This is a genomic window from Pseudomonas sp. GL-B-26 (assembly GCF_019947405.1).
Classification (GTDB): domain Bacteria; phylum Pseudomonadota; class Gammaproteobacteria; order Pseudomonadales; family Pseudomonadaceae; genus Aquipseudomonas.
Genome location: NZ_JAGYGJ010000032.1, coordinates 52,858 through 78,284, shown reverse-complemented (window position 1 = coordinate 78,284; position 25,427 = coordinate 52,858). Strand labels below are relative to the sequence as shown.

Below are 25,427 nucleotides of genomic sequence, written 5' to 3'. Positions count from 1 at the left end.
CTTACCCAATGTTGGCCAGAAGCCGTTGAAGGCTTCCTCGAACAGGCCTCATACATAGATGCAACCGGGTAGCAGTGTTCAAAAAGCAGGTTGAACGTGGGGGCGAGTCCATACATAGCAGCTGGCGCAGCCTGCGTTCGGCTGCGAAGCAGTCGCCAATCCGGTATGTCAGATAAACCTGACGGACCGCGTTGAATGATTTTACGACTGCTTCGCAGCCGAACGCAGGCTACGCCAGCTGCTACAAGGGTTTTGTGATCGGATCGCAGCCCCTCGCCACGCCGACCCTCGGCGGTTACCCTGTCGAGGATTTTTCCCACGACTATTGCGAACCGCCGAATGCCTACTCTGACCCTATACGTCCAGCGCATCCTGGAATTGATGAAGCGCTACCCAGGGGTCATTGCGCTCGGTGGTTTCATTTCCGGGGTCGGCAGCTTCATTCTGGTGGATCGCCAGCAAGGTCTGGCGACCTGGATCACCACCATCATGCTGGTCAGCTGGATCTGGCTGATGCTGGAAAACAGCCTGACCAAGCTGTTCGCCAGGATCTTCAAACGCGAAATCCCCCAACCTCTACTGCGCTACGCCACGCAGATGATCCACCAGGAAAGCCTGTTCTTCGTCCTGCCGTTCTTTTTTATCACCACCACCTGGAACAGCGGCCAGCTGTTCTTTACCGGGCTGCTGGGCATCGCCGCGCTGATTTCCATTATCGACCCGCTCTACTACAAATGGCTGGCCCCCCGGCGCTGGGCGTTCCTGGCACTGCACACACTGACGCTGTTCGCTGCACTGCTGACCGCCCTGCCCATCATCCTGCACCTGACCACCGCTCAGAGCTTCAAACTGGCCCTGGGCACCGCCGTCGTGCTGTCGTTCCCGAGCCTGGCGTCGATCTTCCCGATTCGTACCGTGCGCAACGCCTTGGCGATTCTCAGTATCACGCTGGGCATCGGCGCGCTCGGTTGGGTGCTTCGGTCTTGGGTGCCTCCGGCGACCTTGTGGATGACCGACGTGGCGATCAGCACGCAAATGCAGGACCGCACACCTGGCAAGAGTCTGGAAGAAGTCAGCGCCGACCAGATCCGTGGTGACGGGCTGTATGCCTACACCGCGATCAACGCCCCGCGCGGTCTGGATGAGCGGATCTACCACGTGTGGCAGTTCAACGGCAAAGAGGTCGACCGCATCCCCCTGGACATCCACGGCGGGCGCAAGGAAGGCTATCGGGCCTGGACCCACAAGCAGAATTTCCCCGGCAACCCCGCAGGTAAATGGCAGGTTCGGGTGCTGACTGAAGATGGCCAGGTCATCGGTGTGTTGCGCTTCGTGGTAAAGGACAACACGCCGGCGACTGCCGCAAAGTAACCCGTTCGTGCTATTACATAGAGCTGCCTAATAGCCGATAAAGCACGGAGCTTATGACCAGCAGCACAATGCCTGGCAGTGCCCGACTGGACACCTCTCACTCCCCTGCTCAGTTGCGGGTCACGGGTGACTGGACGCTTGCCCATTACGCCGATCTCAAGCACCTGAGCGAAAAGCTCCGCGGCCAATACGACGACAGCACTCACATCGACCTCAACGGCCTCGGCGCGCTCGACACCGCCGGCGCGTCGCTGCTGGTGGAGTTGCTCGGGTCCGAGCGTTTGGGCCGATCCGCCGAACACCCCGATTGCACACTGTCCTCGGCCGACCGAGCCTTGTTGCAGACCGTCTATTGCTCGCTGACCGACTTCTGCGTGCCGATCAAAGAGCCGGAAATCAGCGTCGGCATTCAACTGCTGACCCGCATCGGCCGCGCGGTTGACGCGGTCTGGCAGGACACCCTGCAATTGCTGGGTTTCGTCGGCCTGATTCTGGAAACCATCGCCCGCGGCCTGTTTCGCCCGAAACGCTGGCGCATTACGCCGATGGTGGCGCACATCGAACAGACCGGCCTCGACGCCGCGCCTATCGTTGCCCTGCTGACCTTCCTGGTGGGCGCGGTGGTGGCGTTTCTCGGGGCGACGGTGTTGGCGAGTTTTGGCGCGAGTATTTTCACCGTGGACCTGGTGGCGTTCTCCTTCCTGCGCGAGTTCGGTGTGTTGCTGACCGCGATCCTGATGGCCGGTCGCACCGCCAGTGCGTTCACCGCGCAGATCGGCTCGATGAAAGCCAACGAGGAAATCGACGCCATCCGCACCTTGGGCCTCGACCCGATGGAGCTGCTGGTGGTGCCGCGCGTGTTGGCCCTGCTGGTCGCGCTGCCGATGCTGACCTTTCTGGCGATGCTTTCGGGGATCGTCGGCGGCGGTGTGGTTTGCGCGGTGTCGCTGGATATCTCGCCGGCGATGTTTCTGTCGTTGCTGCAAACCGACATCGGTGTTCAGCATTTTTTGGTGGGGATCGTCAAAGCGCCGATCTTCGCGTTCCTGATCGCCGCGATCGGCTGTCTTGAAGGCTTCAAAGTCAGCGGCAGCGCCGAGTCCGTCGGCGCCCACACCACGTCGAGCGTGGTGCAGTCGATTTTCGTGGTGATCGTGCTCGACGCCGTGGCCGCGCTGTTTTTCATGGAGATGGGCTGGTGAGTCGTCTACCCCGAGCGCCCTCCGAGGCGGTGATCGAAGTCCGCGGTCTGTGCAATCGCTTCGGTCGCCAGAGCGTGCATGAGAACCTCGACCTGGATTTGTACAAGGGCGAAATCCTTGCCGTGGTCGGCGGTTCCGGCAGCGGTAAATCGGTGCTGTTGCGCAGCATCGTCGGCTTGCGCCAGCCCAGCGAAGGGGTGGTGAAGGTCTTCGGTAAAAACCTGCCGACGCTGTCCGAACACGAACGCTCGATGGTCGAACGGCGCTTCGGCGTGCTGTTCCAGAAAGGCGCCCTGTTCTCTTCGCTGACGGTCACCGAGAACGTCGCCCTGCCCCTGATCGAGCATGCCGGTTTGAGCCGAGAGGACGCCGAGCACCTGGCGGCAGTGAAAATGGCCTTGGCCGGGTTGCCGCTGTCGGCGGCCGACAAGTACCCCGCTTCGCTGTCCGGCGGCATGATCAAGCGTGCGGCACTGGCCCGCGCGCTGGCGCTGGACCCGGACATCCTGTTTCTCGACGAACCCACCGCTGGCCTCGATCCGATTGGCGCGGCGGCTTTCGATCAATTGATCCTGACCCTGCGCGATGCGTTGGGCCTGAGTGTGTTTCTGGTCACCCACGACCTCGACACGCTCTACACCATCACCGACCGCGTGGCGGTGCTGGCGCAGAAAAAAGTGCTGGTGGCGGATGCCATCGAGAAAGTCTCGGAAACTGACGACGCGTGGATTCACGAATACTTCCACGGCCCTCGCGGCCGCGCGGCGCTGACCGCCGCTCAACAGCTTAAGGAGGTCTGACATGGAAACCCGAGCCCATCATGTATTGATCGGCCTGTTCACCGTGATTGTGGTGGCGGGCGCCCTGCTCTTCGGTTTGTGGCTGGCCAAGTCCAGCGTCGACACCGAGTTCAAGGATTACGAAGTCGTCTTCAACGAGGCGGTCAGCGGCCTGTCCAAGGGCAGTGCCGTGCAGTACAGCGGGATCAAGGTCGGCGACGTGGTGACCCTGCGCCTGGACCCGAAAGACCCGCGCCGGGTGTTGGCGCGGATTCGTCTGGGCGGTGATACGCCGATCAAGGAAGACACCCGGGCCATATTGGCGCTGACCGGGATCACCGGGACCTCGATCATTCAACTCAGTGGCGGTACTCCGCAGAGTCCGAAGCTCAAGGGCAAGGACGGTGAGTTACCGACAATTATTGCATCGCCCTCGCCTATCGCTCGCTTGTTGAGTGACAGCGGCGACCTGATGGCTGGCGTGTCCATGCTGATGCACAACGCCAATCAGATGTTTTCTTCGGAGAACGTCGAGCGCATCAGCAAGACCCTTGAGCATCTGGAGCAAACCACCGGGACCATCGCCGACCAGCGCGGCGATATTCGTCAGGCGATGCAGCAACTGGCATCGGTCGGCAAGCAGGCCGGCGCCATGCTGGAACAGACGTCCGCGCTGATGCGCAACGCCAATGGCATGCTCAACGATCAAGGCAAGCAGATGTTCGGCAGCGCCGAGCAGGCGATGAAATCGCTGGAGCAAAGCAGCGCGACCATCAATATGTTGCTCACGACCAATCAGGATTCGCTCAACAGCGGCATGCAAGGCCTCAATGGCCTGGCCCCGGCGGTGCGTGAACTGCGCGACACCCTGACGTCGTTGCGGGCTATTTCCCAGCGTCTGGAAGCCAACCCCACCGGTTACTTGCTGGGCAATGACAAGAACAAGGAGTTCACGCCATGAAGCTGACTCGACTCGCCCTCCTCGCCAGCTTCATTGTGCTCAGCGCCTGCTCGATCCTGCCCAAGGCCGAGCCGTCCGATGTCTATCGGTTGCCTTCGGCCCAGAGCAGCGCATCGGCCAGTCACGGGACGCCGCAGCGCTGGTCGCTGCGCCTGACCAAGCCGCAGGCCAGCGAGGCTTTGAACAGCCCAAAGATCGCCGTGATCCCTCAGGGTGATCTGATCAGCAGCTACACGGCTTCACGCTGGAGCGACCCGGCACCGGTGTTGCTGCGCAATCGTCTGTTGGATGGTTTCCAGCGTGATGGTCGGGTGCCATTGCTGAGCACCGACGACAGCAACTTCCAGGCGGATCTTGAACTGGGAGGTAGCCTGCAGGCATTCCAGACTGAATACCAGGGAACGCACGCGAGCGTCGTCGTGCGTCTGGATGCATTGCTCGTGCGCGGTTATGACCAGCGAATTCTCGCCAGCCGACGTTTCGAAGTACGCCAGCCGTTGAGTGATGCGAAGGTGCCGGCGGTGGTGGCCGGGTTTGGCCAGGCCAGTGATCAACTGACGGCGCAGGTGGTGAGTTGGGCGGTTGAGCAAGGGCAGAAGGCTGCCCCGCCGCCAAGGCCATAAAGGTCGCACGCACATCTAATGTGGGAGCGGGCTTGCTCGCGAAGGCGGTGTGTCAGTCAACAGAGATGTTGAATGTACCGGCCTCTTCGCGAGCAAGCCCGCTCCCACAGGGATCTCGTTTAGCCGAAGAACCAGTAACAAACGCCGATCGCGCCGAGAACGCCGGCCAACTCCGCCAGCAACGCACACCCCACCGCATGCCGCGCCCGCTGGATGCCCACCGCGCCGAAGTACACCGCCAATACATAGAAGGTCGTTTCGGTACTGCCCTGAATCGTCGCCGCCACCAGCGCCGGGAAGCTGTCCACGCCAGACGTTTTCATGGTTTCGATCAGCATCGCCCGGGCGGCGCTGCCGGAGAACGGCTTGACCATGGCGGTCGGCAGCGCATCGACGAAGCGCGTGTCCCAACCGGCCCATTCCACCAGATGCCGGATCCCGTCCAGGCCAAAGTCCAGCGCTCCAGATGCCCGCAACACGCCGACGGCACACAGCATCGCCACCAGATACGGCAGCAGGTTCTTGGCCACGTCGAAGCCTTCTTTGGCGCCTTCGACGAATGCTTCGTAGACCTTCACTTTGCGCAGCGCGCCAATCACCAGGAACAACATGATCAGCCCGAACAGCGTCACGTTGCCGAGGATCGATGACAGGCCGGCCAGAGCGGTCGCTGAGAGCGTCGCCAGCAGCGCCATGAAGGCACCGAGGGCCAAGGCGCCGGGAATCAGGTACGCGAGCACCACGGGGTCCCACAGGCGCAGACGCTGCATGAACGCCACCGACAGCAGGCCGACCAATGTCGAGCAACTGGTGGCGAGCAGGATTGGCAGGAACACCAGGGTCGGATCGGGCGCACCTTGCTGGGCGCGGTACATGAAGATCGTCACCGGCAGCAGGGTCAGGGAGGAGGCGTTGAGCACCAGAAAGAGGATCTGCGCATTGCTGGCGATGGTGTCGCTGGGGTTGAGTTCTTGCAGCGCCTTCATTGCTTTAAGGCCGATTGGCGTGGCGGCGTTGTCCAGGCCCAGGCCGTTGGCGGCGAAGTTCAGCGTGATCAGGCCGATGGCTGGGTGCCCGGCCGGCACTCCTGGCATCAGCCGCAGGAACAACGGGCCCAGCGCTTTGGCCAGCCACTCGACGATCCCGGCCTTCTCGGCAATCCGCAGAAAGCCCAGCCAGAGCGTCAGGGTGCCGAACAACAGGACCATGACTTCGACCGACAACTTGGCCATGGCGAAAATGCTTTCCACCATCGCCGCGAAGATCCCGGCGTTACCGCCGATCAGCCATTGCGCCAGTGCCGAAACGGCAGCCACGATGAAGAAGCCAAGCCACAGGCCATTAAGCATCAGTCAAATCCCCCGAAGAATGCGGCGAATGATAGCGGGGTAGCCAGAAACGACAAACCCCGGATTTCTCCGGGGTTTGTTTATTACTACTTGCACTAATCCAATGTGGGAGCGGCGGTGCGACGATTCGACTTGCTCGCGAAGAGGTCAGCACATTCAACATCTCTGTTGACTGATCCACCGCTTTCGCGAGCAAGCCCGCTCCCACAGGGGGTTTTGCATTAGTTGCTGGAAACTTCACCGACCGGCAATTTTTCCTTGCTGCGCCAGTGCGGCAAGGAGTTCCAGTAGCGCTGGCCCTTGGCGTCGTCGTACATGCCTTCCCAGCGGGAGATGACCAGCACGGCCAAGGCATTGCCGATCACGTTCAGCGCGGTTCGCGCCATGTCCATGATGCGGTCGACACCGGCGATGAACGCCAGGCCTTCGAGTGGAATACCCACGCTGCCCAAAGTGGCCAGCAGCACCACAAAGGACACACCCGGTACGCCGGCGATGCCTTTGGAGGTGACCATCAGGGTCAGCACCAGCAGCAATTGCTGGCTGATCGACAGGTCAATGCCGTAGAGCTGGGCAATGAAGATCGCCGCGATGCTCTGGTACAGGGTCGAACCGTCGAGGTTGAACGAGTAACCGGTCGGGACCACGAAGCTGCAAATGGCTTTCGGTGCGCCGTAGGCTTCCATCTTCTCGATCACGCGCGGCAGCACGGTTTCGGAACTGGCAGTGGAGTAGGCCAGCACCAGCTCATCCTTGAAGATGCGCATCAGCTTGATTACCGAGAAGCCGAACAGGCGGGCGATCAGGCCCAACACCACAAAGGCGAAGAAGGCGACGGCGAAGTAAACCAGGACGACCAGTTTGGCCAGCGGCAGCAGGGAGGCGAAACCGAAGTTGGCCACGGTCACCGCGATCAGTGCGAACACGCCGATCGGGGCGTAGTTCATGATCATGTGGGTGACCTTGAACATGCTTTCCGACACGCCCTGGAACATCTTCACCAGCGGATCGCGCAGGTCCGATTGCAGGCTCGACAGACCGAGACCGAACAACACAGAGAAGAAGATGATCGGCAACATCTCGCCGCGGACCATGGCCGCAAAGATGTTCGACGGGATCAGGTTGAGGATGGTCTGGATGAACGCGTGTTCATGCTGAACCTCGGCTGCGGTGGCCTGATACTTGGAAATATCCACCGTACCCAGGGTGCTCATGTCGATGCCGCTGCCCGGATGGACCACGTTGGCTAGCACCAGACCGACAAGAATGGCGATGGTGGTGACGATCTCGAAGTAGATGATGGTCTTCAGACCGATGCGACCGAGTTTCTTCGCGTCGCCCACGCCAGCAATGCCGACGACCAGAGAAGAGATCACGATCGGGATCACGATCATCTTGATCAGACGGATAAAGATATCGCCTGCCGGTTGCAGGACGTTGCTGATCCACCAGGCCTTTTCGGCACTGAAGTGGTTGAGCAGTGCACCAATTGCTATCCCCAGAACCAGACCGATGAGGATCTGCCAGGCGAGGCTAAGCTTTGCCTTCTTCATATCTTTACCCTTACTTGCGTTTGACTCAGGCAGATGCAAGAACTGGAACGCTTGTGGCGAAAAAGTCTTGTGCATCTACCCCCGTATAAGGTGCCCCGGAGCGCTTGTTATCGGCTCTCTGGCAGGCGAAAAAAGGCGCAACTATTCAGATGCAAGGAAGCGACGTCTAATGCCGTAAACGCCTACCCTATGCCGAATCGGCATGAGATTTTTTAACTCAAACTCGCGTCCCAACCGGTTCGAATACGACATTTCGGCAGGCATAAGTGCCGTGAACCGGTCATCGCAGAGGAGGTTGGGTGTTTTTTGAACAAGGGAATGTGGGCTAAAACTTGGGAAAAAGCCTACGTTTAAGCGCGAAAATTCTCGGTCTTCGAGTCGCAGTTTTCTCGATATACGGTCACCAAAGAAACACCGCGAAATGGTTTTGCGAGGGGTTAACGGAGATGAAGCGGAGATGCGAGCAGAACGCTCTAAGACAACGCTTTGCACTGATGAGCTCTTCGCAAGTCCGTCGATCCATGAGTGACCGACGAACTTGCGTCGCAGCTTCTGCCTGACCCGGCCCTTGCGCGGGCACTCCCTGTACCCGTAGGTCACTCCGCCCCTGAAACAGGCAGAACGTCCCGGCCCCTTGATCATGCGTCTACCGTCCTCGGGTAGCGCAGTGGAAAGAAGCCATGCTGCTTCTTTCATGTTACGAATTCAGTACCAGTGTGGATCTTTCTTGCATGGCACTGCCGCCCAGAAGCAGGGCGGCTGCCAGTGTCTTTACCAAAACGCTCATGTTCACCCTCGACCGCGACGGCCAAAGAAGAAGGAAGCAATGAACATCACCAGGAACACGACAAAGAGAATCTTGGCGATACCCGTGGCGGTGCCCGCGATACCACCGAAGCCCAGTACCGCAGCGATGATGGCAATGATCAAGAATGTGATTGCCCAGCTCAACATGGTGATTCTCCTTACGCTTCTATTTAGAGGTGTTGCTCGTGGTGCTTTTCCCGGCGCATCGAAAGCGCCAAGTTCATGTGTTTAGAACACCCAACGTTCCTGGCGAGGCGTCTCATCCGCAGGCTGAGCCTGGTCGACGTCCATCATTCGCATTGGGGGGCTGTCAGCCAGGTTACTGCTGGCCGCGCTGAAATGGGTTTGGGTCGGGTGCTGAATCGACAAGCGTGGCGCTTCTTGCTGCTGGTTCTGCTCCCAACGCTGGAACTGCTGGCCGGCGATCAAAGTGATCAGTAGCGCCAGAACAGCCAACAGACCTTGCTGGATATGCAGTGGCGAGATACGCAACTGGGCGGCACGTTGGCGACTCATCCTGAAGCTCCTCCCACACTGTGGTGATCTTGTTAAGGGCGACTTTTAATGCCCTGGTTAATCAGACCATTGCAGCCTGCATGCCAGCTTTTTATGATAATAAAAGTCAATAAAATCAAATAGTTATGAATGATGTGGAAAACGGATCGGACGCATCCTGCACGATGGTCCTTTTGAAGTCGTGCGTAATGCACGATGGAATCGTAAGAACTTTCAATATTTTTGAATTGCGAGGAGGGCGTGGATGTCACAAGGGGACAGCGGGAATCGCCTGTGAACCGGCTATCTGATAAAAAAACAATAAAATCAGGCGATTAGCCGTAGGGTGAGGAGAGAGCTACGCTGCTGTGGATGGAATCGACCAGAATCAACCATGCAACTTGCCCGATTATTCCGGGACTAACCAAGATCATTCATTAAGGAGCGTAGGAAAATGGAATCAGCCACTGAGCATCAAGGCCGCATTCTGCTGGTGGACGATGAGTCCGCCATCCTGCGTACTTTCCGTTATTGCCTCGAAGATGAAGGCTACAGCGTCGCTACCGCCAACAGCGCCGCCCAGGCTGATGCACTGCTTCAGCGCCAAGTCTTCGACCTGTGCTTCCTCGACCTGCGACTGGGTGAAGACAATGGCCTCGATGTGCTGGCCCAAATGCGCATTCAGGCGCCGTGGATGAGGGTGGTGATCGTCACCGCTCATTCGGCCGTGGATACCGCGGTGGATGCCATTCAGGCCGGTGCCGCCGACTATCTGGTCAAGCCTTGCAGCCCCGACCAATTACGCCTGGCCACCGCCAAGCAGCTGGAGGTGCGGCAACTGTCGGCACGTCTGGAAGCCCTTGAAGGCGAAGTGCGCAAACCCAAGGATGGCCTGGACTCTCACAGCCCGGCGATGAAAGTCGTGCTCGAAACCGCCCGCCAGGTGGCCAGCACTGATGCCAATATTTTGATTCTCGGCGAGTCAGGTACCGGTAAAGGCGAGCTGTCCCAGGCCATTCACGGTTGGAGCAAGCGCGCGAAGAAATCCTGCATCACGATCAACTGCCCGTCCCTGACCGCCGAACTCATGGAAAGCGAGCTCTTCGGCCACAGCCGTGGCGCGTTCACCGGGGCCAGCGAAAGTACTCTGGGTCGTGTCAATCAGGCCGACGGTGGGACGCTGTTTCTTGACGAGATCGGCGATTTTCCGTTGGTTTTGCAACCTAAACTGCTGCGTTTCATCCAGGATAAAGAATACGAACGGGTGGGCGACCCGGTCACCCGCCGCGCCGATGTGCGCATCCTCGCGGCCACGAACCAGAACCTCGAAGACATGGTCCGCGATGGCCGTTTCCGTGAAGATTTGCTCTACCGCCTGAACGTCATCACCTTGCACCTGCCGCCACTGCGCGAGCGCAGGGAAGATATTCTGAACCTGGCCGATCGCTTTCTGGCCCGTTTCGTCAAGGAATACGCGCGTCCGGCTCGGGGCTTCAGCGACGAAGCCCGTGAAGCGCTGCTCGGCTACCGCTGGCCGGGGAACATTCGCGAACTGCGCAACGTTGTGGAGCGGGCAAGCATCATTTGTCCACAGGAACGGGTCGAGATCAGTCACTTGGGCATGGCTGAAACCCCGGTCAACAACGCGCCTCGCATCGGCGCTGCGCTGAGTCTGGATGAATTGGAAAAAGCCCACATCGGAGCAGTCCTCGCCACAGCAGATACCCTGGACCAGGCCGCCAAGACCCTGGGTATCGATGCCTCGACGTTGTACCGAAAACGCAAGCAGTACAACTTGTGAGCAGTCTCCGATGAGACTGGCGATGAAGTTGCGCACGCGGCTGTTTCTGAGTATTTCCGCACTGATCACCGTGGCGCTGCTGGGGCTGTTGCTCGGACTGGTCAGCGTGATGCAGATGGCGAGTTCCCAGGAAGCGCTGATTCGCAATAATTTCATCTCGCTCGACCTTGGACTGAAATTGCGTCAGACCCTGGGCGATCAGCTGATGATCATGCTCAGCGAGAAGCCGGATCCTGCAGCGTTCGAGGCGTCCAAGCAGCATTATTTCCAGTTGCTTGACGACGGCATTGTCCATGCCCAGGCTGGCGATGAGCACCAGTTCGGTTTCGAACAGGCCAAGACTGACTACCTGAGATTTCTGCAGGAGTACGACCTGTCACGTGACTCGGCACAGGTGTTGAGTGGCAACAAAGAACTCACCGAAAAATTCAATGCGCTGCGCAATGGTTTGATCGTCGAGCAACAGCGTGCGCTGGATAACATCAATGCCACCGAACGGCAGGTTCGGGAGAGGGCGCTGCTGGTTGCCGGCCTGCTCGGGCTGGTGGGGCTGGCGGTGCTGATCATCGGCTTCGTCACCGCCCACGCTATCGCTCGACGTTTTGGTGAACCGATCGAGGCCCTGGTCCAGGCGGCGGACAACATCGGCCAAGGCAATTTCGAAGTGACGCTACCGATTTCTTCGGCCGTGGAAATGAACCAGCTGACCAAGCGCTTCGGGATCATGGCCGAGGCCCTGCGTGAGCATCAGGCCACCAATATCGATGAACTGCTCGCAGGCCAGCAGCGTTTGCAGGCCGTGCTCGACAGCATCGACGATGGGCTGTTGATGATTGACCGCGATGGTCGTTTGGAACACCTCAATCCAGTGGCGCAGCGTCAGTTGGGTTGGGACAGCGATCGTCTCGGTCAGGGTCTGGGTACGGCGCTTGAGCGTCCCGAACTCGATGATCAGCTGCAACTGGTGCTGCGCGGCGGCACCCTGGAGCGGGCGCCTGAGGACCTGAGCATCGAGGTCGACGGTGAGTCGCGGTTGCTGACCTTCAGTCTGACGCCGGTCAGCCATACACAGGGTCATATTCTCGGCGCCGTGATGGTTCTGCATGACGTCACCGAACAGCGGGCGTTTGAGCGGGTGCGCAGCGAGTTCGTGCTGCGCGCCTCCCATGAATTGCGAACGCCGGTTACCGGGATGCACATGGCGTTCGGCCTGTTTCGCGAGCGCGCGCACTTTGCCCAGGACTCGCGCGAAGCAGATCTGCTGGACACCGTGAATGAAGAGATGCAGCGCTTGATGCAGTTGATCAACGACCTGCTGAACTTCTCCCGCTACCAGAACGGATTGCAGAAACTCACGTTGGCGCCGTGCTCCATCGAGGATTTACTGGAGCAGGCCCGGGCACGTTTTGCCGACCCTGCAAAAGAGCAGGGCATCGACTTGCTAGTGGAAGTGCAAGGGCCATTACCGCGATTGCCGGCCGATCAGCCGCAGCTGGACCGGGTGCTCGATAACCTGATCGACAACGCGTTGCGCCACACCGCTTCCGGCGGGCAAATACGTTTGCAGGCTCGACGCCATGGGGAGCGGGTGATTATCAGCGTCGAGGACAACGGCGAAGGCATTGCCTATGGTCAGCAGGGGCGGATTTTCGAACCCTTTGTACAGGTGGGTCGCAAGAAGGGTGGTGCCGGACTCGGTCTGGCGCTGTGCAAGGAAATCGTGCAGTTGCACGGCGGTCGGATGGGTGTTTATTCGCGGCCAGGGCAGGGTACTCAGTTTTATATGGCGCTGTCGGTATAAGCCGCAACCGCTTCAGGCTTCGTCATCGAGACGTCGGGCAGCCAATCGGCGACCACGGGTAATCAGCTCGATGAACTGCACCGCACTCAACGCATGGGCGAATAGCCAACCCTGACCGAACTTCACGCCTTCACTGCTCAGAAGCGCCGCCTGGGATTCAAGTTCGATGCCCTCGGCAATCACCTTGAGTTGCAGGGCCTGGGCCATGTGAATGATGTGTGGGGCGACACCGCTACTTGCAGCGTCATGACCCAGCGCATCGATAAACGCCTTATCGATTTTCAGGCAATCGACTGGCAGGGTTTGCAGATAGGCGAGGCTGCAATAGCCGGTGCCAAAATCATCAATCAACACTTGATGCCCGACATCCCGCAAGGCTTGCAGGTTTTCCCGGGCTACCACGACATCGATCAATCCCCGCTCGGTGACCTCAAAGGCAATTTGCTTTGCCGCGACGCGGTGCAAGGTCAGCAGGCGCGCCATGACTTGGCCGATACGCGGCACCATGACGTCGCAGGCCGCCAGGTTGACTGAGATGTACAGTTGCGGATTGGACCGCAACAATTGACCCAGCTGCTCAAGCAGGCGTTGCAGGACGAAGTCGGTCATCTGGCGGATCTGGCCGGTGTTCTCCGCCATCGGAATAAACAGGTCGGGGCTGGTCAGGGTGCCGTCCGGCCGTCGCCAGCGCAGCAAGGCTTCTGCCCCGACACAGTTGCGGCTGTCGAGGTCGAAGATCGGTTGATACAGCACCTGCAATTCGCCTCGTCGTATGGCGCCACTCAGTTCGGCGTCCAGCGACTGTCGCTGGCGCACCAGCAGAAGCACCAGAAAACCCACGCATAAGGCGAGTGCCAGGCTGGCCGGCAGCAACCACCACCAGACAGCGGGCACATGCATACCGGTGCGCGGGCTGATCAGCACCAATTGGTATTCCGGATTGTTGGTGGGCATGCGGTAAATCAAGCGGGAATGCGTTACTTGTAGCGCGTCGAGGCTTTTCGGGGGCCAGGGTTCGGTGGGTGGCCAGGCCTGTGAGACACCCAGTACCGGAATCGCGCGCGTACCGTGGTCGAGTACCACCAGCAGGCTGCTTCCCGGTGGCAAGTCGACCATGTCGGTCAAATGCCCGCGAGATGTCGCGACACGAAAATTGCCGCGCCCGAGCATCAGCGCGGCGCGATTTTCATCGGGTTCGGTGGTGGTGTTCAGCCAGTAACTGTAGGTCGGCCCCTTGATGTCTGGCGGCCTTATCATCGACAGCCCTTCCTGCCGGGGGCGGTTGGAACAGATCCGCGAGGCGTCCATATAAGCGGCTTCGTAAACGAAACGGTAATTGAAGCTGACCTGTTGCAAGGTCGCGATCATTTCGTCATCGCAGCCGCGTAACGGCTGGGCTTCCAGGTCGTCGAGGCTTTCACGCAACTGCCCGAAAAGTTGCTCCAGACGAGCAAGGAAGCGCTCGCCCTGAGCATTCATTTCTTCGCTTTCGCTCTGCTCGACTTGATGCATGGCCACGAACAGGCTGCCGGCCATCAGAAGTGTCGCGCTCAAGGCAGCAGCCAGCATCGCCAAAAACCAAGGGCGAAAGAACCAACTACGAAGTGTCTCTCGAGCAGCAGGCATAGGGAATATCCGAAGAATTACCAATGAGTTATAGCTGCTGATTGGAAAAAAGCCCTGACCGTCGGGCGGGCGTCATTATTTTGTCTGGTTCAAGACTTGTAGAAGCGCCGCGGTTTGCGCATCCGGTGTGCCATCGAAACGTGTCGGTCGGAAATGCAGCTGGAAGGCCGCAATCACATCACGTGTCGCAACATCCAGTTCGCCGGTTTGCGGGGTGGGATAACCTGCGCGGGCCAGCTGTGCCTGAAACCAACTGATGGTTGGCAGTTGTACTTCGAACTGTGCTTGCTGACGCGTTACGGCCTGCTCGTTCGGCCAGATTCCCAGGCCTTCGGCAGCCAGACGCTTCCAGGGGAACAGCGGCCCCGGATCAAGCTTGCGCATCGGGGCGATGTCGCTGTGGCCGATGATGCTGCGGGGGTTGATGGCGTAACGCTTGCTGATGTCCTTGAGCAGGACGATCAGGGATTGGATCTGGTCTTCGCTATAGGGGTACCAAAGGCGCCCGGTCGGGGTGTCTTTAAATCCCGGATTGACGATTTCAATGCCAATGGAGCTGGAGTTCAACCAGGTCCGGCCTTGCCATTCGCTTTCCCCGGCGTGCCAGGCTCGAAGGTTTTCATCCATCAGCTTGTAGATGGTGGCGCCCTTGTCGTCGCCAATCAGGTAGTGGCTGCTGACGTCGCCGTGGGTCAGCAGTTGCAGCGAGCGCTCCAGTGACGCGGAGGTGTAATGCACCACCACGAACTGAATGCGGCTGTCGTAATTGGCTGAAGGGTGACGGGTGTCGAGCCGGGGGCCGCTGGCACAACCGGCCAACAGAATCAGCGACACGATGAGAGATAGATATTTCATGGCAGAAGGCAATACACGCAAGACAGTAATGCAACAGTGTAACGTACTGCCCTGCGCGCAGACGGCCCACGCGAAGTTTTAAACAAAATGGAACAATTGCCCGTCAGCCCAGTGCGACTTGGTTACGGCCGGCATGTTTCGCGCGATATAGGGCCTGATCGGCTCTTTTAAGGACCAGATCGCTATGTTCGCCGGGTTTGAATGCAGTCAGGCCCATGGAAATGGTGATGGTTACTGGCTCGCCTTTGAAGTGGAAAGGGCAAGCTTCGATCGAGGCGCGCAGTTTTTCCAGCAGTTTCGCACCGGCAGCGGGCACTGTGTCTGGCATCAATAGGACAAACTCCTCACCGCCGAACCGGGCAATGAAATCCGTCCCGCGCAGGCGCTTGCGTAGCACGCTGGCGATGATTTTCAGTACTTTGTCGCCCGCCAGGTGACCATAGTTATCGTTAATGCGTTTGAAATGGTCGAGGTCGAGCATGGCCAGCAACAGGGTGTTGCCGTGTTGCTGCCATTGGTTGATTTCGTGATCCAGCCGTTCGCTCCAGGCTGCCCGGTTAGGCAGGCCGGTGAGCGGGTCAATCAAAGCTTTCTGACGCTGCTCTTCAAGATGCTCGCGGTAGCCCAGGGCTTCCTGCTCCATGTGCGCAACGCGTTCGGCCAGACCATGGAGGCGTGCCGCGACTTCCTGCTCGCGCTCGTTACGCTGCTTCTGGTGCTGGTCCATGGTGCCGAGCAGGCCTTCCAGATGGTTTTCCAGAACATGCTTGAGATCGTCCAGGTCGGCGGCTTCCTGCATGCTGCTCTGCAAGCCGTCGACCTGTTCGCGGATCTGCGTGTCCATCTCGCGTGCGGCGGAACGGTTGTCGGCATGGCCTTCGCTGGCGGCTTGCAAGTTGCTTTGGAACGACTCGAGGCGTTCGTTTAGCTGTTGCAAGTAGGCTTCGAATTCATGCTGGCCACTGTCAGTGATTGCCAGCATCAAGGTTGCCAGATCGTCGAGGATTGGCAGCAGTTCGTACCAATTCAAACCGTTTTGCAGACGATCACGCATCGCTTCGGCTTGCGGACGATGACGCTCGGGCAGCGTCAGGTCGTCGAGCAGGCCCAGTAACGTGTCTTCGATGTGCTTGGCCACCGAGCTGTAGGACGGCTCGGGTGAGTCCGGCAGGGCGTAGAGAACATCCGGCTCGGATTGTTCAGTGTCTACGGCGGCCAACACCTCGGCCATGGCCGGGGGCAACGGCAGGCTGTCGAGATAGACCACCGGGGTCAGTTCGTCGGGATTGATTGCCGGTTGAGCCTGTATTTCTGGTTCGATGATTGATGGCGCGGGTTCTTCTGGATGTTCTATGTCCGGTTGCGTCTCTGGAGTCTGGGCGCGTGCTCGCTCCGGCTCAAGCACCGGCGGGACAAACGCTACAACTGCAGGAGAAGGCGCCGCTGCGGGCGGAGTCTCGATCGTCGGTGGCTCGGATGCAGTCGCGGGCTCGGCAACTTGTGCGACCGCCACTTGCGGCTTATCGATCTTTGGCGCGAGATCGACAGTTACCTGTAGTGTCTCGGCATGAGGCACAGCAACCGCTTCGGCATACTGCAGGGTGGGCGTCGGCACAGCGCCGGGGACAACCTGTAATGCCGCTTCATCCGCTTCACGGCTGCCAAACAGTCGCTGCAGCAAACCAGGGCGGCCGGGTTCTGCCGGGTTTTCAAGCTGATTCAGGGCTTTGCCTTGCAGGCCGCTCAGCTCGCTGAGCAGCAACGGAATTTCGCGCGGCTGCCCGACTCTTGCATCCAGATGCTTGGCGAAGTTTTTCAGAGGCCGGCTGACTTCGCGGGGCAGCGGTAATGTTTGCAGCTGCGAGACCAGTGCGGTCAATGCAGCGCTGGTTTGATTGACCCGGGTTTCCCGGCGTTGTTCGGAGTCGAGCACGGCTTTTTCCAGCCGCGGAAGCAGGGCGGCCAGGCCGGCGTCCATGTCGTCGGTGCGTACGACTTCACGCATTTCCTTCATGCATTGGTCAACGACGCGGTCGGTGCCCTCGGCGGCCAGCGTGCTGCGTACCAGGCCACGACGCAGCAGGTCGAGCCGGGCGTCCCATCGACGTTCGAGCTTTTCCTGTTGTTCGATGCTTTTGAGGTATTTCTCTTTCCAGCGCTGTGCTTCGTCGCTCATTCATGGGATCCGCGAGGGGCAGGACTCAACGCGGGCAATGCATCGGCCGTGAGCGAACCCGGCAGACGAATCTCTACCGCGACCGGCAGGTGATCGGAAATGGGTTGTGCCAGCACCTCGACTTTTTCAAGGGTCAGGGTGGGGCTCAGCAGAATATGGTCCAGGCAGCGCTGCGGGCGCCAGCTAGGGAACGTCGCTTCCAGTTGCGGCGCGAGCAGGCCGAGGTCACGCAACGGGGAGTTTTGCAGCAAGTCACTGGCATGGGTATTCATGTCGCCCATCAGCACCTGGTGTTTATAGCCGCCAATCAGCTCGCGGATGTAAGCCAGTTGCATGCTGCGGGCGCGAGCGCCCAGCGCCAGGTGCATCATGACCACCACCAGCGCCTCAGGACCTTCGCCAAAGCGCACCAGAATAGCTCCGCGACCTTTGGGCCCCGGTAGCGGATGATCTTCAATCGCCCACGGGCGCAAGCGGCTGAGCACACCATTGCTGTGCTGGCCGAGGCGTCCGAGATTGCGATTGAGTTGTTGATACCAGTAGGGGAATGCGCCGAGCTGGGCCAGGTGTTCGACCTGGTTGACGTAGCCTGATCTCAGGCTGCCGCCATCGGCCTCCTGCAAGGCGACCAGATCGAAGTCGCCCAGCAGATTGCCGATCTTTTGCAGATTGTCGGCACGCCCGGTGTGCGGCAACAGATGCTGCCAGCCCCGGGTCACGTAGTGATGATAGCGCTCGGTACTGATACCGACCTGGATATTGAAACTGAGCAAGCGCAGACGACTGTCTGCGGGCAGGCCCGTCGATTCCAGATGATGTTCGTTGACCCGCGGATCATGCAGGCCAACGACGCGTTCAGTGCCCCAGCGGCGCATGGCAGTCGCCGCGCTTAGTTGGCAGCAGCCTTGTTAGCCGCTCGCTCTTTGTCGATCAGCTTGTCGGCCAGTTGCAATGCTTGCTCGGCGCCGCCGGCAGAGCCCACGTCGAAGCGATACTTGCCGTTGACGATCATGGTCGGAACGCCGGAGATTTCGTACTTTTTGGCCAGGTCAGTGGCCTTGACGATCTGGCCCTTGATGGCAAAGGAGTCGAAGGTGGCCAGGAACTTGTCCTTGTCTACGCCCTGAGTGGCCAGGAAATCGGCCATTTCATTCTTGTCGACCAGCTTCTTGTGTTCTTTCTGAATCGCGTTGAACACCGCAGCGTGAACCTTGTTTTCGACGCCCATGGCTTCAAGGGTCAGGAACATCTGGCCGTGTGCGTTCCACGGGCCGCCGAACATGGCAGGAATGCGGACGAAGTTCACGTCGGAAGGCAGTTTCTCAACCCATGGATTGATCACGGGCTCGAAAGCGTAGCAGTGCGGGCAGCCGTACCAGAACAGCTCCACCACTTCGATCTTGCCAGGCACAGCTACCGGGACGGGATTGGTCAGTTCGACATAAGGCGCTGCGGGTGCTTCAGCAGCTTGGGCGGCCATGCCGAACAGGCTGGCAGCGACGAGTGCGGCGCTGATGATCAGATTACGCATGCTTTACTCCTGGACAATTTTGGTCGCCTCGCGCGACCTGTTTTCAGACAGGTCCTGGCGGGCTTGAGTTCTGTAGTGTAACGGCAGCGGCCACAAAAAAGGGCGGCCAAAGCCACCCTTTTTATGCTTGCACCGACGGATTAATCGAGCGTTAACGTTGCGGGAGGTGTACACCTCCCGCAGCGCCCGATTCGTCGGTCTTAGTGCAGACCTTGAATGTAGCTGGACACCGCTGCGATATCTTCGTCGCTCAGCCGTTTGGCAATGGTCTGCATGGTTTTGGTGTCGCCATCGTTGGTGCGGCCGGCCTCTTCCTTGCGGAAGTCGGTCAGTTGCTTGGCGATGTATTGAGCGTGCTGGCCGCCCAGGTGCGGGAAGCCGGCGGCTGCGTTACCCGCACCATTTGGCGAGTGGCAACCGGTGCAGGCTGGCAGGCCCTTGGCCAGATCGCCGCCGCGGAACAATGCTTCACCGCGAGAAACGACTTTCGGGTCGGCGGCGCCGACGCTGCCTTTCTGACTGGCGAAGTAGGCGGCGATATCGGCCAGATCCTGATCGCTCAGGTTGGTCAGCAGGCCGGTCATTTCCAGTACCGTGCGTTTGCCGGACTTGATGTCGTGTAGCTGCTTGTTCAGATAACGCTCGCCCTGGCCTGCCAGTTTCGGAAAGTTAGGCGCCATACTGTTGCCATCCGGGCCATGACAGGCGCCACATACTGCGGCTTTCGCCTGACCAGCAGTCGCATCACCTGCAGCATGGGCAATGCCGGAGATCCCCACGGTCAACAGCAGACTCACGATCAATTTGTTCATCAGCTAATCCAACTACGGCTAAGGGTTAAAGAGTTATGGACCGGGATCACTCGCTCATCCACTGGATGATTGCTTGGTAATCCTCGGCACTGCAGTCCATGCACAAACCACGCGGCGGCATCGCCTTGAAACCCTGGGTCACGTGTTGCACCAGCGTCTCCATACCTTTCGCCAACCTCGGCGTCCAAGCTTCCTGATCGCCCTTTTTGGGCGCCATGGGTAGTTGGCCGGAATGACAGGCACCACAAACACGGTTGTACACAGCTTCCGGATCCTGTGTAGCCTGAGCGCTGTAAAGCGGCATCAAGACACCGGCAGCTAGCAGCCATTTCGTCATAAAACGACCTTTTCAGGGTTGAGAGCGTTCTGCGTTCTAATGCGCAATCAAGGTCAATCGCTCTCGTGAACTTCATCCTACGCTGGGACAAAGCGCACACAAAATCTGCGGCATTATATACTGGCGTCACTGAAACGGAAACGACACTGCTCGCCGCGTCCATTCCCGGCGCCGCCCACATCGGAAATCCCATGCAACTCAAGAACCCCATCCTCGGCCTGTGCCAACAGTCCACCTTCATGCTCAGCGCTGCCAAAGTCGATCAATGTCCCGACGACGAAGGCTTTGAAGTGGCTTTCGCCGGGCGTTCCAACGCCGGCAAGTCCAGTGCGCTGAACACCTTGACACACGCCAGCCTTGCGCGGACCTCGAAAACTCCGGGTCGCACGCAGCTCTTGAACTTCTTCAAGCTAGACGATGATCGTCGTCTGGTCGACCTGCCGGGGTACGGTTACGCGAAAGTGCCTATCCCGTTGAAGCTGCACTGGCAGCGTCACCTGGAAGCCTATCTGGGTGGTCGTGAGAGTTTGAAGGGGCTGATTTTGATGATGGACATCCGTCATCCAATGACCGACTTCGACCTGCTGATGCTCGACTGGGCTGTCGCCAGCGGCATGCCGATGCACATTTTGCTGACCAAAGCCGACAAGCTGACCTACGGCGCGGCGAAAAACGTCCTGCTCAAGGTTCAGGCAGACATCCGCAAGGGTTGGGGAGATGCGATCAGCATCCAGCTGTTCTCGGCGCCAAAACGCATGGGTCTGGAAGACGCCTACACTGTACTGGCGGGCTGGATGGAACTGGCGGACAAGGGCGCCGACCTCGCGGAGTAAGCTCAATTACAAAAACCGCGGGCAAAAAAAACCCCGGACTTCTTATGGGGAGGGGGAAGTTCCGGGGTTCAAGTTCCGGACCGCTAGGGCGGGGTCCAGATATCTGCCAACACTTAACACAACATTAGGAGCATCGAAGGGCTTCACCACCCATTCAGTAACTCTGAGTGGGGATTCAGGCGATTAGTTCAGAATTTTTTAAAAAGCCTTTGGAATAGGCCATCGAATTTTCCGACCTAAGAGCCCTTCGGTCTTTCTGCTGCGGCACTGTGCCGCAGCAGAAAACGCCTTTTCAGACGGCTCAGTGAGCCTCATCCCAATTGTTTCCTACACCAACCTCTACCAGCAGCGGCACATCAAGCTTCGCTGCATCGCTCATGTGCATGCGAATTTCATCGCGGACCTGGTCGACCAAATCCTCACGCACTTCCAGAACCAATTCATCGTGCACCTGCAGGATGACTTTGGCATCGAGGCCTGATGCTGTCAGCCAGCTATCCACGGCAATCATGGCTTTCTTGATGATGTCCGCCGCTGTGCCTTGCATCGGGGCGTTGATCGCCGTGCGTTCGGCACCTTTGCGCAGGGCCGGGTTTTTCGCATTGATTTCCGGCAGATACAGGCGACGACCGAAGATGGTTTCGACGAAACCTTGTTCGGCAGCCTGGGCGCGGGTGCGTTCCATGTATTCCAGCACGCCTGGGTAACGGGCGAAGTAACGGTCGATGTAGGCCTGGGATTGCTTGCGATCAACACCAATCTGCTTGGCCAGGCCAAACGCGCTCATGCCGTAGATCAAACCGAAGTTGATCGCCTTGGCACTGCGCCGTTGGTCGGTGGTGACGTCTGCCAGTTCAACCCCGAAGACTTCCGCTGCAGTGGCTTTGTGCACGTCCAGGTCATTGCGGAACGCGTGCAGCAACCCTTCGTCCTTGGCCAGGTGAGCCATGATTCGCAGTTCGATTTGCGAATAGTCCGCTGCCAGCAGCTTGTAGCCTTTTGGTGCAACGAACGCCTGACGAATCCGACGCCCTTCGGCGGTGCGGATCGGAATGTTCTGCAGGTTCGGGTCGCTGGACGACAAGCGCCCGGTCGCCGCGACGGCCTGATGATAAGAGGTATGAATTCGCCCGGTGCGCGGGTTGATCTGCTCTGGCAGGCGATCGGTGTAGGTACTTTTCAGCTTGCTCATCGAGCGGTACTGCATCAGCACTTTAGGCAGCGGGAAATCCTGTTCGGCCAGTTCCGCCAGCACGGCTTCAGCGGTGGACGCCTGGCCCTTGGCGGTTTTGCTGAGGATCGGCAGGCCGAGTTTTTCGTACAGGATCACGCCCAATTGCTTCGGCGAGCCAAGGTTGAATTCTTCCCCGGCGATGGCGAACGCCTCGCGCTCGAGGGCGACCATTTTCTCGCCCAGCTCGACGCTCTGAATGCCCAGCAGGTTGGCATCGACCAGCGCGCCTTGGCGTTCGATCCGTGCCAGAACCGGCACCAACGGCATTTCGATTTCGCTCAGGACCTTGCTCAGGCTCGGGATGGCATTGAGCTTTTCCTGCAGGGTTTGATGCAGGCGCAGCGTCACGTCGGCGTCTTCGGCAGCGTAAGGCCCGGCCAGTTCCAGGGATATCTGATCAAATGTCAGCTGTTTGGCGCCTTTGCCGGCGATGTCCTGAAAACTGGTGGTGGTGTGATTCAGGTACTTGAGCGCCAGGCTGTCCATGTCGTGGCGGGTCGCGGTGGAGTCCAGCACGTACGATTCGAGCATCGTGTCGAAAGCGACGCCTTGCACGGTGATGCCGCAGCTCTGATCGCCGCCGATGGCGCAGTTGGCCAGGATATTCATATCGAACTTGGCGTGCTGGCCAACCTTGAGTTTGCTCGGGTCTTCCAAAATCGGCTTCAGCGCGCGCAGCACGGTGTCGCGATCGAGCTGATCCGGCACGCCCATGTAGGAATGGGTCAGCGGGATGTAGGCCGCTTCGTTGGCTTGTACAGCGAAAGACAGGCCCACCAGTTGCGCCTGCTGCGCATCGATGCCGGTGGTTTCGGTATCGAAGGCAATCAGCTTGGCGTCGTTGAGCTTCTTCAGCCACAGGTCGAAATCAGCCTGGGTGAGGATCGTTGTGTACTTGAGTTCGGTGTCGACGGCCGCTTCTTCAGCCACCGGAGCGGCGACTTCCTGGCCGGAGCGCTTGGCGTCGCGCTGGTTCTCTTCGAACCAGCTCTTGAACTCAAGCAGGGTGTAGAGCTCGGCGAGCTTGTCGTGATCCGGCTTGCCCATTTGCAGGTCGTCGAGGCCGATATCCAGCGGCACGTCGATCTTGATGGTTGCCAATTGATAGGAGAGAAACGCCATCTCCTTGTGCTCTTCGAGCTTGGCCGGCAGGGTTTTGGCCCCGCGAATCGGCAAGGTCGGGACGATGTCGAGCTGTGCATAGAGCTCGGTCAGGCCGCCGTTCACACCGACCAACAGGCCGGAAGCGGTCTTCGGACCAATGCCCGGAACGCCCGGAATGTTGTCGGAAGAATCGCCCATGAGTGCCAGGTAATCGATGATCTGCTCGGGAGCGACGCCGAATTTCTCCTTCACGCCCTCCACGTCCAGCGCGCTACCGGTCATGGTATTGACCAAGGTAATGTGGCCATCGACCAGCTGCGCCATGTCCTTGTCGCCGGTGGAGATCACCACCGGGCGGTCGGCTGCCGCGCTGCTGCGGGCCAGGGTGCCGATCACGTCATCGGCTTCGACGCCTTCGACGCACAGGAGCGGGAAGCCCAAGGCGATCACGCTCTGGTGCAGCGGCTCGATCTGAACACGCATGTCGTCGGGCATGCTCGGGCGGTTGGCCTTGTATTCGGCGTACATGTCATCGCGAAATGTCCCACCCTTGGCGTCGAACACCACGGCGAACGGACTGTCCGGGTACTGCTTGCGCAGACTCTTGAGCATGTTCAGCACGCCTTTGACCGCACCGGTCGGCAAACCTTTGGACGTGGTCAGCGGTGGGAGGGCGTGAAAGGCGCGGTACAGGTAAGAAGAACCGTCCACCAGGACGAGGGGGGCTTGGCTCATGAGCAGGATCAACCTTTTCGGCGGGTCCGGCGCTAGAATAGCGGGACCGTTGACGACAAAGGGACAAGGTTATCATGCGCACACTAAATCGCCTGTTGCTGGCTGGCTTGTTTGCAACCGTTCCACTGGCCGTCATGGCGGCGGATGACACACCATCGGCAGACCCGGATGTCACGATCCGCACGGAAGGCGATAAAACCATTCAGGAATATCGGCAAAATGGCTTTTTGTACGCCATTAAGGTCACCCCCAAGGGAGCACCGCCGTATTTTCTGGTGCGCGTTAATCAATCGGAAGGTAATTTCGTAGAATCCGAGAAGTCGGATATGCGAATTCCCGGATGGAAGATCTTTGAGTGGAAGTAGTTTCTTAATTTTAATCGGCGCTGGCTCAAGCAGCGGCGCCCGTACTGGCAGTTCAAACATGTCTGTGTTCACCCCGCTGGCTCGGCCCGAGCTGGAAACCTTTCTCGCCCCTTACGGGCTCGGCCGCCTGCTTGATTTCCAGGGGATTGCCGCTGGTAGCGAAAACACCAATTTCTTTATCAGCCTGGAGCAGGGCGAATTTGTCCTGACCCTGGTTGAGCGTGGTCCGGTTCAGGAGATGCCGTTCTTCATAGAACTGCTCGACGTGCTGCATGACGCCGACCTGCCAGTGCCTTATGCCTTGCGCACCACCGACGGCGTCGCCTTGCGCGAACTGGCCGGCAAACCTGCGCTGTTGCAGCCACGTCTGGCCGGCAAGCACATCAAGGAAGCCAATGCGCAGCATTGCGCTCAGGTGGGCGAGTTGCTCGGCCATCTGCACCTTGCGACCCAGGCCAACATGATCAAGCGCAAAACCGATCGCGGCCTGGACTGGATGCTGGAAGAGGGCACGCAGTTGCTGTCGCACCTCAATGCCGAGCAAAGCGATCTGCTGCAACGGGCGCTGGACGAAATCACACAGCAGAAGACGAAAATTCTGGCGCTGCCGCGAGCCAATATCCACGCCGACCTGTTCCGCGATAACGCGATGTTCGAAGGCACGCACCTGACCGGGTTGATCGACTTCTATAACGCGTGTTCGGGGCCGATGCTCTACGACGTGGCGATCGCCTTGAACGACTGGTGTTCGGACGAGAGCGGGTTGATCGACGGGCCGCGGGCGAGGGCGTTGCTCGGTGCTTATGCAGCGCTGCGACCGTTCACGGCGGCCGAGGCGGATTTGTGGCCGACCATGCTGCGGGTAGCGTGTGTGCGGTTCTGGTTGTCGCGGTTGATCGCCGCCGAGTCGTTTGCCGGGCAGGACGTACTGATTCACGATCCGATGGAGTTTCAGCAGCGTCTGGCGCAGCGGCAGAAGGTCAGCACGCCGCTGCCGTTCGCCCTTTAAATCGTGGCGAGGGGGCTTGCCCCCGTCGGAGTGCGAAGCGCTCCCATGCGATCTAACTGACCGGCCAT

22 protein-coding genes are annotated in these 25,427 nt (G+C 59.3%); 10 read left to right on the top strand and 12 right to left on the bottom strand.

Annotation, left to right across the window (positions count from 1 at the left end; all coding sequences use genetic code 11):
- Window positions 1-339 precede the first annotated feature (339 nt).
- The 5 genes from KGB23_RS20500 to KGB23_RS20480 are packed head-to-tail and all read left to right on the top strand — an operon-like array spanning window position 340 to window position 4,936.
- Window positions 340-1,371 carry a DUF5924 family protein gene (locus KGB23_RS20500; protein ID WP_150657798.1) on the top strand — a complete coding sequence of 344 codons (1,032 nt, stop codon included), beginning with the start codon at window positions 340-342 and terminating at the stop codon, window positions 1,369-1,371.
- A 53-nt stretch (window positions 1,372-1,424) separates the two neighbouring features.
- On the top strand, window positions 1,425-2,573 hold the full coding sequence (locus tag KGB23_RS20495; RefSeq protein ID WP_223432365.1) for an ABC transporter permease: 1,149 nt from the start codon (window positions 1,425-1,427) through the stop codon (window positions 2,571-2,573).
- Window positions 2,570-3,373 carry an ABC transporter ATP-binding protein gene (locus KGB23_RS20490; RefSeq protein WP_223432364.1) on the top strand — a complete coding sequence of 268 codons (804 nt, stop codon included), beginning with the start codon at window positions 2,570-2,572 and terminating at the stop codon, window positions 3,371-3,373. Before KGB23_RS20495 ends, KGB23_RS20490 begins: the two co-directional genes overlap by 4 nt.
- Window position 3,374: 1 nt before the next feature.
- Window positions 3,375-4,313, top strand: coding sequence for an MlaD family protein (locus tag KGB23_RS20485; protein WP_223432363.1), 939 nt, complete (start codon window positions 3,375-3,377; stop codon window positions 4,311-4,313).
- A complete protein-coding gene (locus tag KGB23_RS20480; protein WP_223432362.1) occupies window positions 4,310-4,936 on the top strand; it encodes an ABC-type transport auxiliary lipoprotein family protein in 627 nt (208 codons plus the stop codon). Before KGB23_RS20485 ends, KGB23_RS20480 begins: the two co-directional genes overlap by 4 nt.
- Window positions 4,937-5,055: 119 nt before the next feature.
- On the opposite strand, the gene KGB23_RS20475 is transcribed toward KGB23_RS20480, so the two are convergent.
- From KGB23_RS20475 to KGB23_RS20460, 4 genes are all read right to left on the bottom strand, one after another.
- Window positions 5,056-6,285, bottom strand: coding sequence for a nucleoside recognition domain-containing protein (locus tag KGB23_RS20475; protein WP_150657803.1), 1,230 nt, complete (start codon window positions 6,283-6,285; stop codon window positions 5,056-5,058).
- 221 nt (window positions 6,286-6,506) lie between these two features.
- The gene (gene gltP / locus KGB23_RS20470) at window positions 6,507-7,838 is read right to left on the bottom strand and encodes a glutamate/aspartate:proton symporter GltP (RefSeq protein WP_223432361.1); all 1,332 of its coding nucleotides are present in this window, start codon (window positions 7,836-7,838) and stop codon (window positions 6,507-6,509) included.
- 789 nt (window positions 7,839-8,627) lie between these two features.
- On the bottom strand, window positions 8,628-8,792 hold the full coding sequence (locus tag KGB23_RS20465; RefSeq protein WP_003177151.1) for a DUF1328 domain-containing protein: 165 nt from the start codon (window positions 8,790-8,792) through the stop codon (window positions 8,628-8,630).
- Between the two features lie 81 nt (window positions 8,793-8,873).
- Complete coding sequence (locus KGB23_RS20460) at window positions 8,874-9,161, bottom strand: hypothetical protein (protein WP_223432360.1); 288 nt, start codon at window positions 9,159-9,161, stop codon at window positions 8,874-8,876.
- A 433-nt stretch (window positions 9,162-9,594) separates the two neighbouring features.
- Between KGB23_RS20460 and algB the strand changes: the two genes are divergently transcribed.
- On the top strand, window positions 9,595-10,941 hold the full coding sequence (gene algB / locus KGB23_RS20455) for a sigma-54-dependent response regulator transcription factor AlgB (RefSeq protein ID WP_046044888.1): 1,347 nt from the start codon (window positions 9,595-9,597) through the stop codon (window positions 10,939-10,941).
- Window positions 10,942-10,951: 10 nt separating this feature from the next.
- Window positions 10,952-12,742: an ATP-binding protein gene (locus KGB23_RS20450; protein ID WP_223432359.1), complete on the top strand. Its 1,791-nt coding sequence runs from the start codon at window positions 10,952-10,954 to the stop codon at window positions 12,740-12,742.
- A gap of 12 nt (window positions 12,743-12,754) precedes the next feature.
- Here KGB23_RS20450 and KGB23_RS20445 read toward each other — a convergent pair whose 3' ends face one another.
- The 7 genes from KGB23_RS20445 to KGB23_RS20415 form a co-directional block, all read right to left on the bottom strand.
- Complete coding sequence (locus KGB23_RS20445) at window positions 12,755-14,368, bottom strand: EAL domain-containing protein (RefSeq protein ID WP_150657808.1); 1,614 nt, start codon at window positions 14,366-14,368, stop codon at window positions 12,755-12,757.
- 75 nt (window positions 14,369-14,443) lie between these two features.
- Window positions 14,444-15,223 (bottom strand): N-acetylmuramoyl-L-alanine amidase, encoded by a 780-nt coding sequence (locus KGB23_RS20440; protein WP_223432358.1) that lies wholly within the window; start codon window positions 15,221-15,223, stop codon window positions 14,444-14,446.
- Window positions 15,224-15,326: 103 nt separating this feature from the next.
- A complete protein-coding gene (locus KGB23_RS20435) occupies window positions 15,327-17,399 on the bottom strand; it encodes a GGDEF domain-containing protein (RefSeq protein WP_223432357.1) in 2,073 nt (690 codons plus the stop codon).
- Entirely contained in the window at window positions 17,396-18,274 is an 879-nt protein-coding gene (locus tag KGB23_RS20430) for an endonuclease/exonuclease/phosphatase family protein (protein ID WP_223432356.1), read from the bottom strand. The genes KGB23_RS20435 and KGB23_RS20430 overlap by 4 nt, the downstream gene beginning before the upstream one ends.
- Window positions 18,275-18,288: 14 nt before the next feature.
- The gene (locus KGB23_RS20425; protein ID WP_223432355.1) at window positions 18,289-18,930 is read right to left on the bottom strand and encodes a thiol:disulfide interchange protein DsbA/DsbL; all 642 of its coding nucleotides are present in this window, start codon (window positions 18,928-18,930) and stop codon (window positions 18,289-18,291) included.
- 200 nt (window positions 18,931-19,130) lie between these two features.
- Window positions 19,131-19,742 carry a c-type cytochrome gene (locus KGB23_RS20420; protein WP_223432354.1) on the bottom strand — a complete coding sequence of 204 codons (612 nt, stop codon included), beginning with the start codon at window positions 19,740-19,742 and terminating at the stop codon, window positions 19,131-19,133.
- Between the two features lie 46 nt (window positions 19,743-19,788).
- Window positions 19,789-20,079 (bottom strand): c-type cytochrome, encoded by a 291-nt coding sequence (locus KGB23_RS20415; RefSeq protein ID WP_008156007.1) that lies wholly within the window; start codon window positions 20,077-20,079, stop codon window positions 19,789-19,791.
- Window positions 20,080-20,270: 191 nt separating this feature from the next.
- On the opposite strand from KGB23_RS20415, the gene yihA reads away from it, so the two are divergent.
- Window positions 20,271-20,912, top strand: a complete 642-nt coding sequence (yihA, locus tag KGB23_RS20410) for a ribosome biogenesis GTP-binding protein YihA/YsxC (RefSeq protein ID WP_223432353.1) — start codon at window positions 20,271-20,273, stop codon at window positions 20,910-20,912.
- A 301-nt stretch (window positions 20,913-21,213) separates the two neighbouring features.
- On the opposite strand, the gene polA is transcribed toward yihA, so the two are convergent.
- Complete coding sequence (gene polA, locus KGB23_RS20405; RefSeq protein ID WP_223432352.1) at window positions 21,214-23,985, bottom strand: DNA polymerase I; 2,772 nt, start codon at window positions 23,983-23,985, stop codon at window positions 21,214-21,216.
- 74 nt (window positions 23,986-24,059) lie between these two features.
- Here polA and KGB23_RS20400 point away from each other — a divergent pair, with 74 nt between their 5' ends.
- Window positions 24,060-24,350 carry a DUF2782 domain-containing protein gene (locus tag KGB23_RS20400; protein ID WP_150657814.1) on the top strand — a complete coding sequence of 97 codons (291 nt, stop codon included), beginning with the start codon at window positions 24,060-24,062 and terminating at the stop codon, window positions 24,348-24,350.
- 58 nt (window positions 24,351-24,408) lie between these two features.
- Window positions 24,409-25,359, top strand: a complete 951-nt coding sequence (locus KGB23_RS20395) for a homoserine kinase (RefSeq protein WP_223432351.1) — start codon at window positions 24,409-24,411, stop codon at window positions 25,357-25,359.
- The last annotated feature ends 68 nt before the right edge of the window (window positions 25,360-25,427 follow it).

Bases quoted from the DNA above. Each gene is read 5' to 3' on its own strand.
- polA (WP_223432352.1), bottom strand. From the start codon at position 23,985: ATGAGCCAAGCCCCCCTCGTCCTGGTGGACGGTTCTTCTTACCTGTAC.
- KGB23_RS20425 (WP_223432355.1), bottom strand. From the start codon at position 18,930: ATGCGTAATCTGATCATCAGCGCCGCACTCGTCGCTGCCAGCCTGTTC.
- KGB23_RS20400 (WP_150657814.1), top strand. From the start codon at position 24,060: ATGCGCACACTAAATCGCCTGTTGCTGGCTGGCTTGTTTGCAACCGTT.
- yihA (WP_223432353.1), top strand. From the start codon at position 20,271: ATGCAACTCAAGAACCCCATCCTCGGCCTGTGCCAACAGTCCACCTTC.
- KGB23_RS20460 (WP_223432360.1), bottom strand. From the start codon at position 9,161: ATGAGTCGCCAACGTGCCGCCCAGTTGCGTATCTCGCCACTGCATATC.
- KGB23_RS20480 (WP_223432362.1), top strand. From the start codon at position 4,310: ATGAAGCTGACTCGACTCGCCCTCCTCGCCAGCTTCATTGTGCTCAGC.
- algB (WP_046044888.1), top strand. From the start codon at position 9,595: ATGGAATCAGCCACTGAGCATCAAGGCCGCATTCTGCTGGTGGACGAT.
- KGB23_RS20420 (WP_223432354.1), bottom strand. From the start codon at position 19,742: ATGAACAAATTGATCGTGAGTCTGCTGTTGACCGTGGGGATCTCCGGC.
- gltP (WP_223432361.1), bottom strand. From the start codon at position 7,838: ATGAAGAAGGCAAAGCTTAGCCTCGCCTGGCAGATCCTCATCGGTCTG.
- KGB23_RS20450 (WP_223432359.1), top strand. From the start codon at position 10,952: ATGAGACTGGCGATGAAGTTGCGCACGCGGCTGTTTCTGAGTATTTCC.
- KGB23_RS20435 (WP_223432357.1), bottom strand. From the start codon at position 17,399: ATGAGCGACGAAGCACAGCGCTGGAAAGAGAAATACCTCAAAAGCATC.
- KGB23_RS20465 (WP_003177151.1), bottom strand. From the start codon at position 8,792: ATGTTGAGCTGGGCAATCACATTCTTGATCATTGCCATCATCGCTGCG.
- KGB23_RS20475 (WP_150657803.1), bottom strand. From the start codon at position 6,285: ATGCTTAATGGCCTGTGGCTTGGCTTCTTCATCGTGGCTGCCGTTTCG.
- KGB23_RS20485 (WP_223432363.1), top strand. From the start codon at position 3,375: ATGGAAACCCGAGCCCATCATGTATTGATCGGCCTGTTCACCGTGATT.
- KGB23_RS20430 (WP_223432356.1), bottom strand. From the start codon at position 18,274: ATGCGCCGCTGGGGCACTGAACGCGTCGTTGGCCTGCATGATCCGCGG.
- KGB23_RS20440 (WP_223432358.1), bottom strand. From the start codon at position 15,223: ATGAAATATCTATCTCTCATCGTGTCGCTGATTCTGTTGGCCGGTTGT.
- KGB23_RS20415 (WP_008156007.1), bottom strand. From the start codon at position 20,079: ATGACGAAATGGCTGCTAGCTGCCGGTGTCTTGATGCCGCTTTACAGC.
- KGB23_RS20500 (WP_150657798.1), top strand. From the start codon at position 340: ATGCCTACTCTGACCCTATACGTCCAGCGCATCCTGGAATTGATGAAG.
- KGB23_RS20495 (WP_223432365.1), top strand. From the start codon at position 1,425: ATGACCAGCAGCACAATGCCTGGCAGTGCCCGACTGGACACCTCTCAC.
- KGB23_RS20445 (WP_150657808.1), bottom strand. From the start codon at position 14,368: ATGCCTGCTGCTCGAGAGACACTTCGTAGTTGGTTCTTTCGCCCTTGG.
- KGB23_RS20395 (WP_223432351.1), top strand. From the start codon at position 24,409: ATGTCTGTGTTCACCCCGCTGGCTCGGCCCGAGCTGGAAACCTTTCTC.